General features: G+C 26.4%; 19 protein-coding genes. All 19 read left to right on the plus strand.

What is annotated here, in order from left to right:
• Nucleotides 1-13 precede the first annotated feature (13 nt).
• The 19 genes from ade (at nucleotide 14) to T364_RS0107990 (ending at nucleotide 19,809) form a co-directional block, all read left to right on the plus strand.
• Entirely contained in the window at nucleotides 14-1,747 is a 1,734-nt protein-coding gene (gene ade / locus T364_RS0107900; protein WP_027129098.1) for an adenine deaminase, read from the plus strand.
• 25 nt (nucleotides 1,748-1,772) lie between these two features.
• Complete coding sequence (locus tag T364_RS0107905) at nucleotides 1,773-3,335, plus strand: hypothetical protein (protein ID WP_027129099.1); 1,563 nt, start codon at nucleotides 1,773-1,775, stop codon at nucleotides 3,333-3,335.
• A 317-nt stretch (nucleotides 3,336-3,652) separates the two neighbouring features.
• Complete coding sequence (locus T364_RS0107910) at nucleotides 3,653-4,312, plus strand: epoxyqueuosine reductase QueH (protein WP_027129100.1); 660 nt, start codon at nucleotides 3,653-3,655, stop codon at nucleotides 4,310-4,312.
• Complete coding sequence (mnmL, locus tag T364_RS0107915; RefSeq protein ID WP_027129101.1) at nucleotides 4,305-5,240, plus strand: tRNA modification radical SAM protein MnmL/YtqA; 936 nt, start codon at nucleotides 4,305-4,307, stop codon at nucleotides 5,238-5,240. The genes T364_RS0107910 and mnmL overlap by 8 nt, the downstream gene beginning before the upstream one ends.
• Complete coding sequence (locus T364_RS0107920; protein WP_027129102.1) at nucleotides 5,224-6,078, plus strand: MurR/RpiR family transcriptional regulator; 855 nt, start codon at nucleotides 5,224-5,226, stop codon at nucleotides 6,076-6,078. Before mnmL ends, T364_RS0107920 begins: the two co-directional genes overlap by 17 nt.
• A gap of 28 nt (nucleotides 6,079-6,106) precedes the next feature.
• Nucleotides 6,107-6,946, plus strand: a complete 840-nt coding sequence (nagB, locus tag T364_RS0107925; RefSeq protein ID WP_027129103.1) for a glucosamine-6-phosphate deaminase — start codon at nucleotides 6,107-6,109, stop codon at nucleotides 6,944-6,946.
• Nucleotides 6,947-7,276: 330 nt separating this feature from the next.
• A complete protein-coding gene (locus T364_RS10980; protein ID WP_051532696.1) occupies nucleotides 7,277-7,777 on the plus strand; it encodes a helix-turn-helix domain-containing protein in 501 nt (166 codons plus the stop codon).
• Between the two features lie 167 nt (nucleotides 7,778-7,944).
• Nucleotides 7,945-8,217, plus strand: coding sequence for an Imm17 family immunity protein (locus tag T364_RS0107935; RefSeq protein WP_081775689.1), 273 nt, complete (start codon nucleotides 7,945-7,947; stop codon nucleotides 8,215-8,217).
• Between the two features lie 19 nt (nucleotides 8,218-8,236).
• Nucleotides 8,237-9,694, plus strand: a complete 1,458-nt coding sequence (locus tag T364_RS0107940; RefSeq protein WP_027129105.1) for a hypothetical protein — start codon at nucleotides 8,237-8,239, stop codon at nucleotides 9,692-9,694.
• Between the two features lie 16 nt (nucleotides 9,695-9,710).
• Nucleotides 9,711-10,814, plus strand: coding sequence for a hypothetical protein (locus T364_RS0107945; RefSeq protein ID WP_027129106.1), 1,104 nt, complete (start codon nucleotides 9,711-9,713; stop codon nucleotides 10,812-10,814).
• A gap of 19 nt (nucleotides 10,815-10,833) precedes the next feature.
• Nucleotides 10,834-11,016, plus strand: a complete 183-nt coding sequence (locus T364_RS0107950) for a hypothetical protein (protein WP_027129107.1) — start codon at nucleotides 10,834-10,836, stop codon at nucleotides 11,014-11,016.
• A 15-nt stretch (nucleotides 11,017-11,031) separates the two neighbouring features.
• Entirely contained in the window at nucleotides 11,032-12,243 is a 1,212-nt protein-coding gene (locus T364_RS0107955) for a DUF1266 domain-containing protein (protein ID WP_027129108.1), read from the plus strand.
• Nucleotides 12,243-13,727, plus strand: coding sequence for an ankyrin repeat domain-containing protein (locus T364_RS0107960; RefSeq protein ID WP_027129109.1), 1,485 nt, complete (start codon nucleotides 12,243-12,245; stop codon nucleotides 13,725-13,727). The genes T364_RS0107955 and T364_RS0107960 overlap by 1 nt, the downstream gene beginning before the upstream one ends.
• A gap of 4 nt (nucleotides 13,728-13,731) precedes the next feature.
• A complete protein-coding gene (locus tag T364_RS0107965; RefSeq protein WP_027129110.1) occupies nucleotides 13,732-14,691 on the plus strand; it encodes an ankyrin repeat domain-containing protein in 960 nt (319 codons plus the stop codon).
• Between the two features lie 12 nt (nucleotides 14,692-14,703).
• The gene (locus tag T364_RS0107970; RefSeq protein ID WP_027129111.1) at nucleotides 14,704-16,035 is read left to right on the plus strand and encodes a DUF6630 family protein; all 1,332 of its coding nucleotides are present in this window, start codon (nucleotides 14,704-14,706) and stop codon (nucleotides 16,033-16,035) included.
• 20 nt (nucleotides 16,036-16,055) lie between these two features.
• Nucleotides 16,056-16,793 (plus strand): DUF4261 domain-containing protein, encoded by a 738-nt coding sequence (locus T364_RS0107975; RefSeq protein ID WP_035945577.1) that lies wholly within the window; start codon nucleotides 16,056-16,058, stop codon nucleotides 16,791-16,793.
• A gap of 25 nt (nucleotides 16,794-16,818) precedes the next feature.
• On the plus strand, nucleotides 16,819-18,120 hold the full coding sequence (gene creD / locus T364_RS0107980; protein ID WP_027129113.1) for a cell envelope integrity protein CreD: 1,302 nt from the start codon (nucleotides 16,819-16,821) through the stop codon (nucleotides 18,118-18,120).
• 6 nt (nucleotides 18,121-18,126) lie between these two features.
• Entirely contained in the window at nucleotides 18,127-18,909 is a 783-nt protein-coding gene (locus T364_RS0107985; protein WP_027129114.1) for a nitroreductase family protein, read from the plus strand.
• Between the two features lie 9 nt (nucleotides 18,910-18,918).
• Nucleotides 18,919-19,809: a YwqG family protein gene (locus T364_RS0107990; protein WP_027129115.1), complete on the plus strand. Its 891-nt coding sequence runs from the start codon at nucleotides 18,919-18,921 to the stop codon at nucleotides 19,807-19,809.
• Nucleotides 19,810-19,827 lie beyond the last annotated feature (18 nt).

Here is a 19,827-nt window from a genome sequence, read left to right on the forward strand (position 1 = left end):
TTAGGAGGATAAAATGACTAAAGAAATTTTAAAGAAACTTGTTGATGTTGCTGCTGGAAGAGTACCAGCCGATTTAGTTATAAAAAATTGTAAAGTTGTAGATGTATATTCTTCAAAAATTATTGAAGGAGATATAGCTGTTGTAGAGGGATTAATTGCTGGAATAGGAAGTTATCAAGGAAAAGAAACTATAGATGGGTGTGGAAAATATGCTACACCTGGTTTTATAGATAGTCATATTCATATAGAATCATCTTATGTTTCTCCAGAAGAAATTGGAAGACTTTTGGTGCCTCATGGGGGAACTTGTATAATAGCTGACCCACATGAAATAGTAAATGTTTGTGGAATAAATGGTTTAGATTATATGATGGAAGCTGCCAAAAATACAGTATTAGATATAAAATATATGATACCATCTTGTGTTCCATGTACTCCATTTGAAAATGCTGGAGCCATTATAAATGCTAAGGAAATGAAAGAGCCAATTTTAAGAGATAATGTTTTAGGACTTGGAGAACTTATGAATTTCCCAGGAGTAGTAGCAGCTGACAGTGATATTTTAGATAAAGTTATGGTGGCTAAAGAATCTAATAAATTAATAGATGGACATAGTCCAAGTCTTTTTGGAAATAATCTAAATGCTTATGCTTCTGTTGGAGTGAGAACAGACCATGAGTGTGCAACAGTTGAAGATTTAGAGGATAGAATTTCAAGAGGAATTTATGTTTTATTAAGACAAGGTTCAGCTTGTCATGATTTAAGAAATTTATTAAAAGGTGTTACTAAAGAAAATAGTAGAAGATGTTTACTATGTTCTGATGATAGACAACCAAAAACAATATTAGAATTAGGACATTTAGATAATCATTTACAAATTTGTGTAGAAGAGGGAATTGACCCAATAACAGCTATTCAAATGGCCACAATAAATGCTGCTGAATGTTTTAGATTAAATGATAGAGGAGCTATTGCTCCAGGTCTTCGTGCTGATATAGTATTATTAGAAGATTTAAAAGATTTCAAAGTTACAAATGTTTTTATAGAAGGAAAAGAAGTTGCAAGAGATGGAAAATATCTTTTAGAAACTAAAAAATATGATACTAGCTCTGTTAGAGGAAGTATGCATGTTAAAGATTTCTCTATTGAAAAATTAAAACTTAATTTAAAATCAAATAAAGTACATATAATTGATATTTTACCAGGAGGAGTTGTTACAAAGAAAAGTGTAGCTGAAATTACTCTTGATGAAAATAATGATTTTGTATTTGAAGAAGAAAAAGATATAGTAAAAGTTGCTGTGATAGAAAGACATAAAAATACAGGAAATGTAGCAGTAGGATTTTTAAGAGGATATGGAATTAAAAAAGGAGCTGTAGCTTTATCAGTAGCTCATGATTCTCATAATATAATTGTTGTAGGAACAAGTAATGAAGAGATGACTCTTGCTGTTGAAAAGTTAATAGAACAAGAGGGAGGAGTTATTTTAGTAAAAGGTAATGAAGTAATAGAGAGTATGCCTATGCCAATAGCTGGTCTTATGAGTGACCAAACTGGAGAATGGGTAGATAAAAAACTTACTTCACTTCATGAAAAAGCTTATAAAGAATTAGGAATTCATGGAAATGTTGAACCTGTAATGACTTTATGTTTTATGTCTTTAATAGTTATCCCAGAAATAAAAATAACTGATAGAGGACTTTTTGATGTTTTAAAATTTGATTTTATTAGTTTAGAGGCAGAATAAATTTAGATTTTCATAAGGAGAAATAATGATAGATAATTATAAAATACCATGGTTTAAAAAGGGAGATATAGGAGCTCTTACATATGTTGTAACAAACAACATTATAAATTATCTTATAGTAATTGCTACTTTATCAGGAGTTTTGGGATGGCCAAATGAAATAGTTTATGGAGAAGTTATCCCTGGAATGTCAATAGGATTAGCTTTAAGTTGTATCTATTATGTTTATATGGCTATGAAACTAGCTAAAAAAGAGGGAAGAAATGATGTAACAGCTCTTCCATCAGGAGTATCAACTCCAGCAATGTTTGTTATTTTATATGGAGTTATAATGCCACTTCATTATGCTTTAGGTGACCCTCAACTTACATGGTCAGCAGCTGTGGCAGCTTGTTTTATAGGTGGAGTAGTTGAATTTTCAGGTGGATTTATAGGTCCTTGGATGAAAAATAATATTCCTCGTGCGGCTCTTTTAGGAACAGTTGCTGGAATAGGGTTTATTTGGATGGCTACTCAAGGATTATTTGATATATTTAGTGACCCTGTTGTAGGATTCCCAATTTTTATAGTTGCTATGGTAGGATTATTTGGTGGATATTTATTTCCTAAAAAACTTCCACCTTTAGTAGTAGCTGTTGTTGGAGGGGTAATTTATGCTTTTTGTTTAGGAAGAACTCAAATTGACTTTACAGGAGTTGGTATTTATTTTCCTAATCCAGTAAATACTATTCAAAATTTAATAAATGGATTTACTGTGGTTGCTCCTTATTTAACAATTATAATTCCAATTGAAATTTATAATTTTGTTGAAACAATGGATAATGTTGAGGCAGCTAATGCAGCTGGAGACAATTATAGTGTAAGAGAAGCTCAATTCGCTGATGGAATTTGTACTATGGTTTCAGCTTTATTTGGAGGGGTTGTCCCTAATACAGTTTGGCTAGGTCATGCTGGACTTAAAAAAGCTGATGCTGGAATAGGATTCTCATTAGTATCAGGATTAATCTTTTTTGTAGCTGGAGTATTTGGATTATTTACTTTCTTTAGCGAGTTAGTTCCACCAGCTATATGTGGAATAACTTATTTATGGTGTGCTGTTATAATGGTTTCACAAGCATTTAGAGTATGTGAAGGAAAATATTTTGCAGCTATTACAGTATCAATGGTTCCACCAGTAGCAGACTTTTTATTTACCCAGATAACTGGTTCTATAGGACTTGCAAATATTTGGACTGAAGTTACAGCTTCTGGAGTAAATGGATATAATCCAGAAGTAACTACTATGATAATGAATGCTGGAGTTATGTGGAGAGGAATTCCAGAGGTAAAAGCTGGAGCAATTATTGTAGGAATTTTAGCTGGAGCTATGACAGCTTTTATAATAGAAAGAAAATTAAATAAAGCAGCAATGACAATGTTAGTGGCAGCTATATTATCTTTATTTGGATTTGTTCATAGTGCTTCTTTAGGATTTTATCCAACATCTCAATTTGTTTTAGGATATATAATATCAGCAGTATTATTATTTGTTTTACATATAGGAAGTAAAAGTTGGTTAGAATCTCAAGATAATTTTGATTATGTATAAACATTAGTAATAATTTTTGGGGAATGATGTAAATATTGAGGATTGATTTCTTAATTTAGAAATCAATCCTTTTATTTTATAAAAGAAAATTATTAATCCTTTTTTTTATAAGTATTAGAAAAATAAAAAATAATTTTAAATTTTTATGTAAAAAAAGTATAATATAAAAAATTTTATAAATAAAAAATGTGTTAAATTTTTAGAAAAAATATTTATGAAAAAATTATGATTTAAAAATTCAAAAATATATATTTTTTGTAAAAATAATACTTGATATTAAAAAGATAATGTATTACAATATAAGCAAGAGGTAGAAAATGGTAAAAATAAATTATGATTTAAAAATGATGGAACAATTAAAAAAAATAGAAATTCTTGAAAATAAACCAAAACTTTTACTTCATACTTGTTGTGCTCCTTGTAGCACAATGGTAATAGAAACTTTAAAAAATTATTTTGATATTTCAATATTTTTCTATAATCCTAATATAACTGAGAAAGATGAATATATTTTAAGACTTGAAGAGATGAAAAAATATGTTAGTGATATAGGAGAGGATATTAAAGTAATAGAAGGAAGATATAATGTTGTAGAAGATTTTTTTGCTAAAGTAAAAGGTTTTGAAAATTGTAAAGAGGGTGGAGAAAGATGTTATAAATGTTACTCTCTTAGAATGGAAGAAACAGCAAAGTTTGCATTTGAAAATAATTTTGATTATTTTACAACAGTATTATCAATCAGTCCTCTAAAAAAAGCAAATTGGATAAATGAAATTGGAGAAGATTTAGGAAAAAAATATTCTATAAACTTTTTGTATGGAGATTTTAAAAAGAAAGGAAGATATCAAGAAGGGATAAAAATCTCTCATAAATATAATTTATATAGGCAAGATTATTGTGGATGTATTTTTTCAAAAATTGAAGCTGAAAATTATAGAAAATCTAAACTAGAGGAAAAAAATAAAGAAAATGAATAATGATAGATTTTATAAACTTAATTCTTTTTTTAGAAAAAATTTTAAAGAAAAAATATATAAAGTTTCTTTAGATGGTGGCTTTACTTGCCCAAATAGAGATGGAAAAATTTCAAGAGAAGGATGTTTATTTTGTAGTGATTCTGGAAGTGGAGAATTTGCTGGAAGTAGATGTAAAAGTATAAGAGAACAAATAGATGAGCAATTAAACTTTATGAAAAATAAAATAAAAGATGAAAAAGTAATTGCTTATTTTCAAAATTTTACCAATACCTATGATAGTGTTGAAAATTTGAGAAAAAAATATTATGAAGCTTTAGAGCATCCGAAAGTGATAGGGATAGCAATAGCAACAAGACCTGATTGTCTTTCTTTGGAAATTATAGAACTTTTGAATGAAATTAATAAAAAAACATTTCTTTGGATAGAATTAGGACTTCAAACTGCCAATGATGAAATAGCTAAAATTATCAATAGGGGATATAAATTAGATTGTTATTTAGAGGCTACAAAAAATTTAAGAGAAAAAAATATAAAGTTTGTTACTCATATGATAGTTGGATTACCTAATGAAACAAAAGAAGATTTATATAAAACTATTGAAATTATAAATTTTGTTAAGTCTTGGGGAATAAAAATTCATTTATTATATATTTTGAAAAATAGTAAATTATTAAAATATTATGAAAAATCTCCTTTCAAAATTTATACTCAAAATGAATATACAGATATAGTGGTAGAATTATTGGAAAGGTTAGATTCAAATATAGTTGTACATAGACTTACAGGAGATGCTAAAAAAGAAGATTTATTTGAACCAAAATGGAGTTCAAATAAAAGAGGAATTCTTAATGAAATTGAAAAAAAATTAAAAATAAAAGATACATTCCAAAGCAAAGAAGTAGGAGGCAAAAATGAGTATAATATTTAGAATGAATTCTCTAAAAGATAAATTTACATCTAAAGAGAAAGATATTTATAAATTTATTATAGAAAATACAGATAAAATAATGTATATGAATACTTATGAAATAGCAGAAGAATGTAATACAAGTCAAGCATCTGTAGTAAGATTTGCAAAAAAATTAGGTTATTCTGGATTTCCAGAGTTAAAAGTAGATTTTAGTAAAGAACTTGGAAGAAGAGAAGCAAAAGAAAAAGTAACTTTTACTTATGAAAACTTTTCTGAAAATGGAGAAATTCATGATGTTATAAAAAATGTTATAAGAATTAATACAAATATAATAGAAGATACTTATTCAATGATAGATATAGCTACTATTCAAGAAACAGTTTTATCTTTAAAAAAAGCAAGAAAAATAATGATTATAGGTGCTGGATATTCAGGAGTTGTAGCAAAAGATTTACATTATAAACTTTTAGAATTAGGAATGAACTCAATATGTGAAAAAGATTATCATACACAGTTAACTATTATTCCTACTTTAGAAGAAAATGATGTATTATTTGTAATTTCTCAAAGTGGTAAAACTTTAGAAATTTATCATCTTGTGGAATTAGCAAAAAAAAGAAAAATAAAAATAATTTCAGTTACTCAAAAAAGTGATAATCCTATAAAAAAATTAGCAGATATTCAACTTAATACAGTTATAGAAAAAAATAATTTTAGGTCAACATCTTTATATTCTAGAATTTCTCAGCTTACAATAATAGATGTAATATATGTATCTCTAATTGCTGGTGATAAAAAATTAGCAGAAAGATATATTGGAGATGCCATAGAAATAGTTAGTAAATTTAAATTATAAATAAACAAATCTAGATAGGAGGATAATAATGAGATTAATAATCACAGAAAAAAATATTGGAGACTGGGCTGCTGTGCATGTAGCAAAAAGAATAATAGAGGCTAATCCTACACCAGAAAAACCTTTTGTTTTAGGTCTACCTACAGGAGGAACACCAGTTGGAATGTACAAAAGATTAGTTCAATTCTATAAAGATGGAATTTTATCTTTTGAAAATGTAGTAACATTTAATATGGACGAATATGTTGGACTAGATAAAGATAATCCTCAAAGTTATTGGAGATATATGCATGATAATTTATTTGACCATGTAAATATTAAACCTGAAAATGTAAATATGTTAAATGGAATGGTTAAAAACGAAGAAGAAGAAATCGAAGAGTGTAGAAGATATGAAGAAAAAATAGCTTCTTATGGAGGAATAGATTTATTTGTTGGAGGAATTGGACCAGATGGACATATTGCTTTCAATGAACCAGGTTCTTCTCTATCTTCAAGAACAAGAAGTAAAGAATTAACAAAAGATACTATAATAGCAAACTCTAGATTCTTTGGTGGAGATTTAACAAAAGTACCAAAAGTATCTTTAACTGTTGGAGTAGGAACTGTTATGGATGCTAAAGAAGTATTAATACTAGTAAATGGAGCTTCAAAAGCTAGAGCTTTACACTATGCAGTAGAAGAGGGAGTAAATCATATGTGGACAATATCAGCTCTTCAATTACATAGAAGTGGAATAATAGTTTCTGACGAAGATGCAACATTAGAATTAAAAGTTGGAACATATAGATACTTTAAAGATATAGAAGCTAACAATCTAGATACAGATAAATTAATAGAAGAATTTTATGCAAAATATAAAAAATAATAGAATTTCCTAAAAAACTTTTATGAAGAAGATATTGTAAAAATGTACAGTATCTTCTTTTTTATTATAAAAAATTATATAAAAATAAAATTAATATAAAAAATTAAAAAAATTTGCATAAAAAAATAATAAAACTAACACCTGATTTTTTTAAATTATGTGGTATAATTAAAATAAATGGAAAAATGAAATAAAATTGAAATAAGTAATAAAAAAAATAAAAGATAAAAATAATAAAATGTAAATTTAAAGTTGCCAAAAAGTATGTATATAGTTGGTTGCATTTTATAAAAAAAGAGGTTATAACTAGAATGAAGAAAGGAGGTATCTATGAACTTTGGAAATAAAATACAAATTCAACGAAAAAGAAAAGGAATAACTCAGGAAGAATTGGGAGAAAAATTAAATGTTTCTAGACAAACAATTACAAAATGGGAATCTAATAAATCTTTTCCTGAGATAGAAAAGATAATAAAACTTAGTTATTATTTTAATGTAACAATAGACTATTTATTAAAAGATGAGATAGAAAATTATGAAGAGAATTTTTGTGAAATAGTAGAAAAAATAGAAGATAGAAAAATAATACCTAAAACAATCAAAGTTTTTTTATTTTTATTAGTTATTAGCTTCATAGGAATAATGTATTTTTATGTCGATTCATTTATTCATCCAGTTACAATAACTGATTGGGATGGAACTTATTATAAAGGTTTTTATGGATATCTTCATATTCATAATATAGAATATATTTTATATAGTTTGATTATATTATTTATCATTAGTTTAGGATATATTATAATTTATTCTCTAAAAACACAACAAAAATAAAACATCTTGTCAAAAAAAAAAAAAAAAGTGGTACAATTTTAAACAAAAAGACAAATATTTTTTAACTTGAAAGAGAGGTGATGCTTATGAAAATTATTTTTTGTAAACAAAGGATAATTTTGTCATGAGCATTTTTTTATTAGATAAATCTGAGAAAGGAGAAAAATATGAATAATCCTATTAGTGATTTATATGTAAAATTTATGGAAACCATAGAACCCTATATAAAGAAATATCCCTATCTTTTTGGAATAATTATCGGAGGAATATTTTTCTTCGGAGCTATTTTTAAATGGAGCTGGATTTGTGACCCTACAGGCTCAAAAAGATTTATGAGAACTGTTTATGAAATCTTTGGAGAAGGTGGATTTAGATTTTTTACAGGACTATTTGGGGCAATAATAATTATTATTTGTATATTTGAATGGATAAAAAAATAATTTATAGAGAGGTAAATATATGGAAGTTAAAGTTGGGGATATTTATACTACTTATCATAAAAAATTAGGTTGTTATATAGCTTGTCAAATTACTGATATTTCTGAAAAAACTATTACTAAGCTAGAATTAAATTGGACAGGAACAGAACCTTTAAATAAAAATCAATTAAAAAATCTTCAACCATTGTACAAAGATTTTATGTATTGGGAAAAATCTCTTTGCTTGATTAATGTAGAAAAAGAAATACCAGAGGAATTACAATATGTAGGAAATATTTCTCCAATTATTACTAAAAAAAGTAATACATATGGAACTTGGAATAATAGTGATGATATTTATTATCAATTAAAATGGCAAAAAATACCAGAAGAAAAAAGAATAGCCTTTAAAAAAGCTATGGAAAGTGAAGATGAAATAGATATAGATGGATATTCTATAAAATTAGGTAGTCATAGAATAATGGATAAATATACTCCTTTTGATTCTACATTAGAATTATTAAAGTTACCATGTCTTTCTGAGATTATTTGTGAGAAATGGCATAATGATTTATTAGAATTTTTAAAAGAATCTCCTTTTATATATGAACTTACTTTAATTAATCATAATCAAAAAAAACTAGATTTTAGAGGAACAAGTATTAGTAAGTTAATGCTTGATATGAAAGGATTAGAAGAATTATGGTTAGGAGAAGAGGTAGAACAACTGTTATTTCAAAATGAAGAATTGGATAATTGTGTAATTCATGCTCCTAATAATGGAGAAGAGTTGATGATACAATTTATTGGCAATTATCAATCACATAAAGAATTATCAAATCTTAAAACTCTTCATGGAATTAATATAAAAAGTTTTGATATGATTGAACTTCCTGATATTCATTCTCATCTAAAAGAACTAAGATTGTGGGGAAAGCCAGGAAATATTAAAAATTTTTCTTCTTTAAAAGAATTTAAGGAATTAGAAATATTTTCTACATATGATTTATTTGGATTTACTAAAGAAGATATTCCAACTCCAGAAGAATTACCTAAGCTTAATTGGCTTTGGCTAACTAGTTTTCCAGAAGAAGTAGCTAAAACAGTAAAAAACCTTTGGAAAAAAAATCCTAGAATAAGTTTACGAATTACAAAACCTCGTAAATCAGAATGGTTAGCACAAAATTTAGATAATCCTTTTAGAGCTTGGGACGGAGCAGAACATATTCCTGTATCTTCAGCTAAAAAAGCAGTAGAGCAATATCGTAAAACACGTTCAGCATTATTAAAAATAGCTAATGATACAGAAGAAGAAAGAGAGAAAAAAGCTTTAGAAATAGTAACTAATTATACTCAAACATTTAATAAGATGAGATTTATAGAAACAGAAGAAAGAGATGAAATTTATACAGCTTTATGTAATATTTTAGATATTTTACCAGATAATATTAATAAAGATAAATTATTAGATAGATTTGAGGAATTAAGAGATTTTTAGTCTATAGGAGGTAGTTATGAGTTTAAAATATAAATGCCCAGAATGTGGAACACCTTTAGGATTTGAAGGACTTTGTTGGAGATGTAGAAAAAGAAAGCACAGAGAGGAAGTCAATAGTTGGACAGAAGATGAGATACAGAAAAAAATAAATCAAGTAATAGAAAGATTAAAAACTTCAACAGAAGATGAGTTTTATCAAACAGATGAATGTGATATATTTCAAGATTTAATGACTAGAGGAGCAGATATAAAAGAGATTTCTAAAGTAGCTTGTGAAAGAGAGATTTACTATCCAAGTGAACTATATTATAAAGCTAGTGAAGAGGTTAGAGATATAATAATAGAAAAAATTATGAGTACAAAATCTGCTGATGATGGTGGAAGATTTTTACAATGTCTTGCCATGATTGGAGATAAAAAATCTCAAGATACTCTATATGAACTCAAAATAAACCCTAGACCTTGGAGAAAAAAATTATATGTAGATTCAGATATATATGCTGAAGAGGGTGGTTGGACTTTTGATAGTAAAAATAACTATATAAAGCTTAACTATGATAGATGTTTCTCTTTTGATATAGGAGAGAAAAAAGATGAAAATGGAACTTTTATAGCTAGAAAAAGAGGAGAAAAATGTCCTCATTGTGGTGGAGAGATGATAGATATTCTAGTAATAGATGGAAGAGATGAGAGATTTTCATTTTTAGGATTAGATGGAATAATTACAGTAAGTTGTTGTCCTAATTGTGTAACTTTAACTGAAGGAATATCTACTAAATTTAATCTTGATGGAACAAGTGAAGTTTTAGATTATGAGGGAGAAGAAGAGAATTATTTTAGTGAAAATATAATAGATGAAATGGTAAATAATAAATTTGTTGTTTCAGTTAAAGAAAAACCTTTATTTTATGGTGCTTTTGGAGATGATGTAAGCACTATAGGTGGATTTGCTAGTTGGGTACAAGATTGGGAATATAGGGAGTGTCCAGAGTGTGGAAAGAAAATGAAATACCTTGCTCAAATTCATTGGGACACTATAATGGATTCAGCAGAGGGAACTTTGTATATAGAAATTTGTCCAGATTGTAAAATTGTAACAGCTTTTCATCAACAAACTTAATTAAAAGTAAGTGATAAAAATGAAAAATTTTGATATAGTTGCCTTTATATGTGTTGTAATTGTTGTTTATATGATAATAGGTTCTACAATATTTATCTTAAAACAACTTAAATATAATTTAAAATTTACAATAGTAATATTTATTTCTGTGATAATAGGATTGGGATTAATTTGTCTTTATAATTACTTTAAAAATTTTTAAACAGGAGGAATTTATATGTCAAATGAAATGAAAAAAGCTCAAGAAGAAATGGAAAAATTAATGAAGGAACATATGAAAGATGTCTATGGAGAAAATTTTGAAAATATGGGAGATTTAATGAAACAAGCTTTTGAAAATTCTTTATCTAATTTAGAAAAAGAAATAGATATAGAAGCTATTCAAAATGTAGCTCCTGGTGTTGATATGGCAACTATATTACAAAAAACTCAAGAAGCTAAAGAAGAAGCTCTTAAAAGAGGAAATGATGCAATAGCCTCTCAATCTGAAGCTATAACAAAAGCTATGAATGAAATGTTTTCCTCAGGAAATACAGGACTTCAAGATATGATATCAGAGCAAATGAAACAATTTCAAGCAATGACAGGAATAGAAGATTTTACAAAAATGACTCCAGAAGATATGCAAAATTATTATGAAAGTCAAATGAATATGTGGAATGGATTGGAAAATGGAGAAGAGGAAGATGTATCTTTAGAGGGTGTTGGAAGTTTAATTGAAAATATGTATAATTCATTACCTGATGGAAATAAAATAAAAGTAAAAAATGGAGATGAATATATAGAAAAATTTGAAATTTTACTTTCTGGAATTTTATCTTATATAAATGGACATGAGAATGATACTTTAGATGTAGAAGAACATGATGATTTCTTTAATGAAAAGATAAATTATATTCTTACAGAATTTTGGGGAATAGAAAGTAAAGAAGATGTATATGATACAATAGGTTGGTTATTAAATGAAGGACATACAGATGAATATTTAAGTTATGTAAATGCTAATACTATTGACGAGTTAATAACAGAAGATATGGATGAAGAAGAAGTTGAAATTACAAAAAATGGATTTGAATTTGCAAAATATTTTAAAGATAAATTACCAGAAAATATTATGCTTGGTTGGGACTACGGAAGAGCTAGTGCAATAGTTCGTTGGGCATATTTTATGAATTATATTAACGAAGAGGAAGCTTGGGAAATTTTAGATAAAATAGCAGGAGTTATGATAGGTACATTTAATTCTTGGAAAGAGTTTGGAATATCTTACATTGTAGGTGGATTATTCTGGACTTATAGAAAAGACCCATCAGAAACATATAATCGTTATTATGAAACAGTAGAAGCTTTAGAGGGACTTTTAACTGAAACAGATGATGAGGATGATGGAGAGTGGTTGAGAAATCCTTGGATTGAAGAGGTGTTATAATGGAAATTGATGTATATTCTTTAGAAGAACTTTATAGAAAAAATTTATCCTTTGAAGAAAGAAAAAAAGAGTATGAAAAATATCAAATAGATGATGAAGATTCTTATGGAAATACAGTTTTTCATATTACAACAAAGTTTGCAGATAGTGAGATTTTTGAATACTTTTTTATGATGGGTAAACTTCAAGGAAAAACAAGGCTTTTTAAGACTAATAAATATGGAAAAACACCATTTTTTATGTTAAATGATATAAAAAATCCAGAAGAAAAATACGAGGATATAAAAAAAATAATGAAAATTCTTGTAGAAAATGGTGGAAATATAAATAAAAGAGATGAATCAGGAGAGATGTTTTATCATAAATGTGCTGATTTTCAAAAATATATAATTTTTGAAATAATGAATGAGCTAGGAATAAAATATGATAAAGTTATTTTATCTAATGGCTGGAATGTACTACATATAGTTTGTAATTCTCTACATAGAATAGATTTTTATTTAAAAAGAGAAGAAGAATATAGAAAACAAGAAGAACCATATTTAAGAACTATAAAAGCAATTTTAAATTCTGGAATAGATGTTGAAACAAAAACAGCAATAGATAAATTAGCTTATGACTTGGCTTTTGAATCTAAAAATAAAAGAGCATGTGCATTATTAAAAGGTGTAAGTGAAGATGATAAAACTTTTGGAATTGGTTTACATGAAGCCTGTTGGTTTGGATATGAAGATATAGTAAAAGAATATATATCAAGAAAAAGTAACTTAAATGAAATTTATGAGGGAAATATGGGAGAGTTAAAAAAACTCTCTCCCCTTGCTATAGCTTCTAAACATTTACAAAAAAATATTGTAAAACTTCTTATAGAAAATGGAGCTAATGTTTGTGAAAGAAATGGTGAAACTGGATTAAGTAGTTTTTATTATTTTGTAAAAACTATGATGACTACAGGTATAAATATCAAAGGGGAAAAAACAAAAGAGAATTTTCAAGAGATAACAAAATATTATCTTAAAGATGAAAAATTTTTAAATAGTTATGTTGATGATGAATATAATACACCAATTAATTTAATATGTAGTATATCACATAGATTTAATTGGGTAGAAGATGAAAAAGCAGAATTTATTATTTTTGAAAAATTAATAGATAGAGGAGCAGATGTAAACATAGGAGATAAAAATGGAAATACACCACTTCACAAATTATTTAAAAATGGTGGAGATAAAATTGGTGATATGACAGAACTTTTAATGGAAAGTGGAGCTAATCCAAATAGTAAAAATATAGATGGTGAAACTCCTCTTATGTTACTTCCTAATATTTGGAGAGAAGAAGAGGGAGTAGAAGCTTTAGAAGTTTTAGAAAATTATGATGTAGATACTTCTATTACAAATAATAATGGGGAAACTGCTTTGGATATAGCTTTAAAAATGAAAAAAGAAAAATTGGCACAATATCTTTTAAATATAGGAGGTTAGACTTATGGGAGTAAATTCGTTTATAATAGCTTGTAAAAATAGACAAAAATCTGTTATAAAAGTATTTCTAAACTCTAAAAAAATAGATGTAAATGAAAGAGATGATATGGGAAGAACTGCTCTTTTTTATAGCTGTGGTGAAGGAGATAGAGAGATAGTTAAACTTTTAATAGAAGCAGGAGCAGATATAAATTTAGGAGATAATAACAGTATAACTCCTCTTCATCAAGGGGCTATGAAAGGAAATAAAGAAATTTTAGATATATTGGTAAAAAATGGTGGAGATATAAATGCCACAGATTTTAAAGGAAGAACACCTATAATTTATGCTATTATGCAAAATAAAAGTGAGGCTGCCTTTAAATGTATAGAGCTTGGAGCTGATACAACTTTAAAAGATAATGATGGACATTTACCAATAGATTATGCTACTACCAACGGATTAAAAGAACTTGTAAATTTTTTGTCAACAGGGGAAAAAGATAATTTTGGAAATACAGCTTTGCATCAAGCTTGTTATAATAACCAAAGTGAAGTGGTAAAAACTCTTCTTAAATCTTCTTCCTCTACAATAAATAATATAAACGATAGTGGAGAAACCCCACTTATTTTAGCTGTAAAAAATGAGAATCAATATATAGTAGAGTTATTGATTGAAAATAAAGCAGATGTAAATTTAGCTAATAATAATGGAGAAACCCCACTTCATTTCAGTGTTAAAAAGGATAATCAAAATATTTGTAAAGTTTTATTAGAAAATGGTGGAAATGTAAATGCTAGAAATAAAAGTGGAGAAACTCCACTTATAATAGCAGTTCAATGGGGTAAAAAAGATAATGTATTAGAACTTATAAATCATGGAGCTGACACTAAGATTTCAGATAATAATGGAAAAACTCCAGAATATTATGCAAGTGAAAAAGGATATACAGAAATTCTTGAATTACTTATTATGTCTGAATAAAAGAGGTAAATTATGAAAAAATATAATCTGTCAGCAGAAGAAATGGTAAAATTTTTATACAGAGGAAAAATAAAAAGAGTAAAAGAAGAGGATATATATTCTTTTTATAAAAATCCTAGTAAAATAGAAATAGAATATTTTAAAGAACATTTTGTTGATAAAAGTAAATATAAAATAAGTTGGGAAGAGATAGAGGAAACAGAAAAAAGATTAGGAGTATTTTTACCTAAAATTTTAAGAGAATATTACCATGAGTGTGGAGATTTAGATATAAATACCTCTTTTAGTGAACTTTTTAAATTAGAAGATATAGAGTTTTCTCATAATTGGTTAAGGGAAGACTTAGAAGAAGATGAGTATTCAGAGGAAGAAATAAAGAAAGAGTTAGAAAAAATAGATAATTTTCTTATATTTTGGTGTGAAAATCAAGGTGTATGGAATGCTGGAATAAAAAAAGAGGATTTAGAATTGGAAAATCCCCCAATTTATATAACAACTAATGATGATTTATATTCTTGGGCAAAAATTACAAATGATATAGAAACTTTTATTATATTTCAAATCATAGATAATATAAATGATAGTGATTTTTATAATGAAGAGATAGAAAAGGAAGATTTAAAGGATATTTTATTAGATGAAAAAATATCTTTAGAAGAGATTAGAATGAGTAATTTTCTAAGCTCAAACAAAAAAATTAAATGTTCTAGTTATGCTGATTATGATAATGATAAAATATATTTCTTTATATTAGAAAATAATATGATAAAAAAAGCTTATCTTGTAAAACCTAAAGAGAAAAAAGTAGATTATGGTATAAATGAAAAGATTGATAATGGACTTTTAATAGAGTTAGGAAATATTATATCAAATGGAGATAATGAAGTCATAAATCAATTAAAATGTAGTTTTGATAATATAAGAAAATACTTAATAGAAAATAAAGAATTTATATATATGGAAAAAGACATAGATAATATGTCTAATAGTGAGATAAAATTTGTAAAATTTTATATATTATCTCAAATCTTAGAAAAAAATGGATATTTATATTATTTAGATTGGAAATGTGAATTAGAAGATTTTAAAATGATTGAAAATTTATTAAAAAATATCTCTAATGACTATAGTTTGGATAATATAGAGTTTGACGAAGATGATGATATAACTACTTGGAGTGAAATTTTTGATGAGGAATTTAAAAGTAAAAATATTTTACTAGCAAGTTTTGATTTAGATTCAGATACATATGGAGTATTTTTGATTTCTTATAAAGAATTTGAGAGAATAGAAAAATTGCTTAAAAATAGTGGTTTAAGGATAGACTTTACTAAAAATTTATAATGATATAAGGAGAGAAAATTATGGAAAAAGAAAGAAAAATTTTAAATGGATTTATACTTTTTGAAGATGAGAATTGCAATTTTGATGAAATAATAAAAAATTTAAAAGAAGATTGGGAAATAGAAATTGATAAATCTGAAATTAAAGATGATGTTTTAGTTTTTGAAATTGATGGAATGAGGGGTTCATTAGCTTTTATTAAATCCCCTGTTCCAAATAAAGAGGCAGAGGAAAATGCTAAAAATAATTTTTTATGGCAAGGTGGAGTAGAGAAAGTTTCAAAACATAAATCTCAAATGATTGTAGCTACTTTTGGAGAAAATCCAATAGAAACAGGAAAACTTTTTGTAAAACTTTCAAGCTCTGTATTGAAATTAGAAAATACAATAGGAATTTATAAAGCTCCTACTGTAATGGCAAGAGAAGAATTTTTAAGCCATACACAATATTTAAAAGAAGAGAAAGAACTTCCAATTCAAAGTATAGTATATATAGGACTTTATCGTACAAAGAAGGGAATAGGTGGATATACTGATGGACTTAAATTTTTTGATAAAAAAGAGATAGAAATTTTAGATTCTAAAAAAGAGGCTTTTGATATATATGATTTTATCTTTGATATTATATATTATGTAGTTGGAAATAATGTTGAATTAAAAGATGGAGAAACTATTGGATTTTCAGTACATCAAAAATTACCAATTACAATATCAAAAGGAGTGGCTTTTGAGGAGGACACTATAAAAATTAAATTTTAATTAGACTAATTAAAGGAGGGATTTTATGATTAGTTTAAGAGATAATAACTCTCTTGTAAAAAAAATAGGATTTCTTTTTATATTAGCTATTTTATTACAAATACCAATGTTTTTTATAAATAGAATAATTGATGAAAGAGATTATTCATATAGAAATATGGTAGAAGAAATTGGAAATGAATGGGGTAAAAAACAAACTATTGCAGGAGCATTTTTAATAATTCCGTATAGTGATAAAGAAGTAAGTTATGATGATTCTGGAAAAAAATTAGAGAAAACTATTGTAAAAGATTGGATAGTATTACCAGATAAACTAAATATAAAAGTTGATTTAAAAGACGAAGTAAGAGAAAGGGGAATATATAAAACAATAGTTTATAATGGAGATGTTACATTAGAGGGAGAATTTCCAAAATTAAAAGATGTATTGCCAGCTAATATGTACCCATATAATATTGGGATAGGATTAGGAATAACAGATACTAAGTCTATAATGAAAGTTGAAAAATTTCAAGTAGGAGAGGAAGATATATACTTAGCATCAGGGACTGGACTTAAACAATGGAATTTAAGTACAGGAATATCGGGAACTATAGAAAAAAATTATTTAGAAGAAGGAAAAATAACTTTTTCTATTAAGTTAAATCTAAGAGGTAATGGTGGTATAAATATTTTACCTTTTGGAAAGGAAAATCATTTTGAAGTGACTTCTCCTTGGAAAGCTCCAAAATTTTATGGAATTTTACCAAGTGCAAAAGTAATTGATGAAAATGGATTTAAAGCAGAATGGGATATATCATCATTTGTAAGAAATTATAAACAGGATTTTGCAGATGGATTTTATTCTGATATATCAGAAGGAAAAATTGGAGTAGATTTATATGAGGGAATAACTCATTATAGACAAGTTATGAGAGCTGTAAAATATAGTATGCTTTTTATAATGTTAAGTCTTTTTGTAGTATATATTTTTGAAGTAACAAGTAAAAGATTTACTCACTATATCCAATATGGTGTAGTAGGATTTTCACTTACAATGTTTTATTTGGTTTTACTTTCAATGTCAGAATATTTTAGCTTTGAATTAGCTTATATAATAGCCACTTTAATGGTGGTAATTCCAAATTCATTGTATATAAAAGCAGTAACTAAGAATAATAATTATGGTATAGGAATTTTTGTATTCTTATCAGGAATATATGCAGTACTATATTCTATTTTAAAGATGGAACAATATGCACTTATGACAGGAACTATTTTAATAATGATAGTTCTTTATGTAATGATGTATATTACTAGAAACATTGAAACTTTTAGGGAGGAATAAAAAATTATGATTAGAGTAGACTCTAATAAATGTATTAAATGTAAAATGTGTATTAAGGATTGTTTTCCAGAAAATATTATATTTGAAGAGGAAAAAATAAAGATAAAAAGTGATTGTATGATGTGTGGGCATTGTGTAGCTGTGTGTCCAACAAATGCTATAACTTTTGAGGGATATGAAGAAACACAAGAATTAAAAAGTTTAGATTCTAAAATAAATTCAGAAGTCTTTTTAAATTTTGTAAAGTCAAGAAGAAGTATCAGACATTTTAAAGATAAAAAAATAGATAGAGATATTATTGAAAAATTATTAGAAGTTGGAAGATATAGCCCAACAGGAGCTAATATCCAAGATGTAAAATATTATGTTATTCAAGATAAATTGGAAGAATTTAAGCCACTTGTTTGGGAGGGAATAAATAATTTTACTAATTCTGGAGAAAATAATATGTTTCTAAGAAAATATAGAAGTCTATTTGTAGAAATGTATGAAAATCGTGGTATAGATGATAAACTTTTCTTTAAAGCACCAATGGTTTTAGTAATCACAAGTTCAAATAAGACTAATGGAGTATTAGCTGGAGATAAAATAGAGATGATGGCTAATATGATGGGATTAGGAGTTCTTTTTAGTGGATTTATAGAAATGGGAATTACTAGCAATGAGGAACTTATTAAAAAATTCAAATTAAAAAGAAATGTTGTATGTACATGTATGTTGATAGGATATCCTGATATAAGTTATCAAAGAACTGCTCCGAGAAAAGAAATTAATATAGAGTGGTTGTAGGAGGTAAATATGGGTAAGAAAAAACTTACAGAAGAGGAATTAAAATTTAATGAGGAAATTAAGAAAATTGTTTTAGATATTTTAGAAAAAAATAAAAAACCTATGATAAAAATAAAAGTATCAGACGATAAACCTAATTTATTCCAAAGTAAATTTGGGGGACTTCCATACTTACCTAAAGATAAGGAAGTTCCAAAAGATAAAGAAAATAGACAATTTACATTACTTGCTCAAATAAATGTAGAGGAATTACCAGAAAATAATATTTATCCAATGAAAGAGGGAATGTTACAATTTTGGGTATTAAATGATGATTGTATTGGACTTGATTTTGATAATCCTTTAGGAAATGGATATAAGGTAGTGTATTATAAAGAAATTGATAAAAATGTAACTGAGGAAGAAATTTTAGGAAAATATAAACCATATGAAGATGAAGATAGTTATTTCCCAATAGAAAGTGAATTTTCTTTAAAATTTGAATTAAAAGATGGATATTTTTCAGATAGTAATGATGATTTTAGAGAAATAGTAGCTGAGGAAATGAAAAAATTCCATCTTGAAAATAAAGAGAAATATCAAGAAATATTAAAAGTATATAAAGATGGAGAATATTTAAGTTATTGGGATATATGGGACATATTAGAAGAAGATAAAGAAGTTGGAGAAAAATTATTTGATGCAGGGCATAAAATAGGAGGTTATCCTAACTTTACACAAAGTGACATAAGAGATTTAAAATCTGGATATAATATTTTACTTCTTCAAATAGACAGCGAAGGAACAGATGAGCATGAAATTATGTGGGGAGATTGTGGAATAGCTAATTTCTTTATAAGAGAAAAAGATTTAAAAGAACTTAATTTTGATGAGGTAATATATAATTGGGATTGTTGTTAAAGAAGATTGATATAATTC

It is taken from the genome of Fusobacterium perfoetens ATCC 29250, assembly GCF_000622245.1.
Taxonomy (GTDB): domain Bacteria; phylum Fusobacteriota; class Fusobacteriia; order Fusobacteriales; family Fusobacteriaceae; genus Fusobacterium_B; species Fusobacterium_B perfoetens.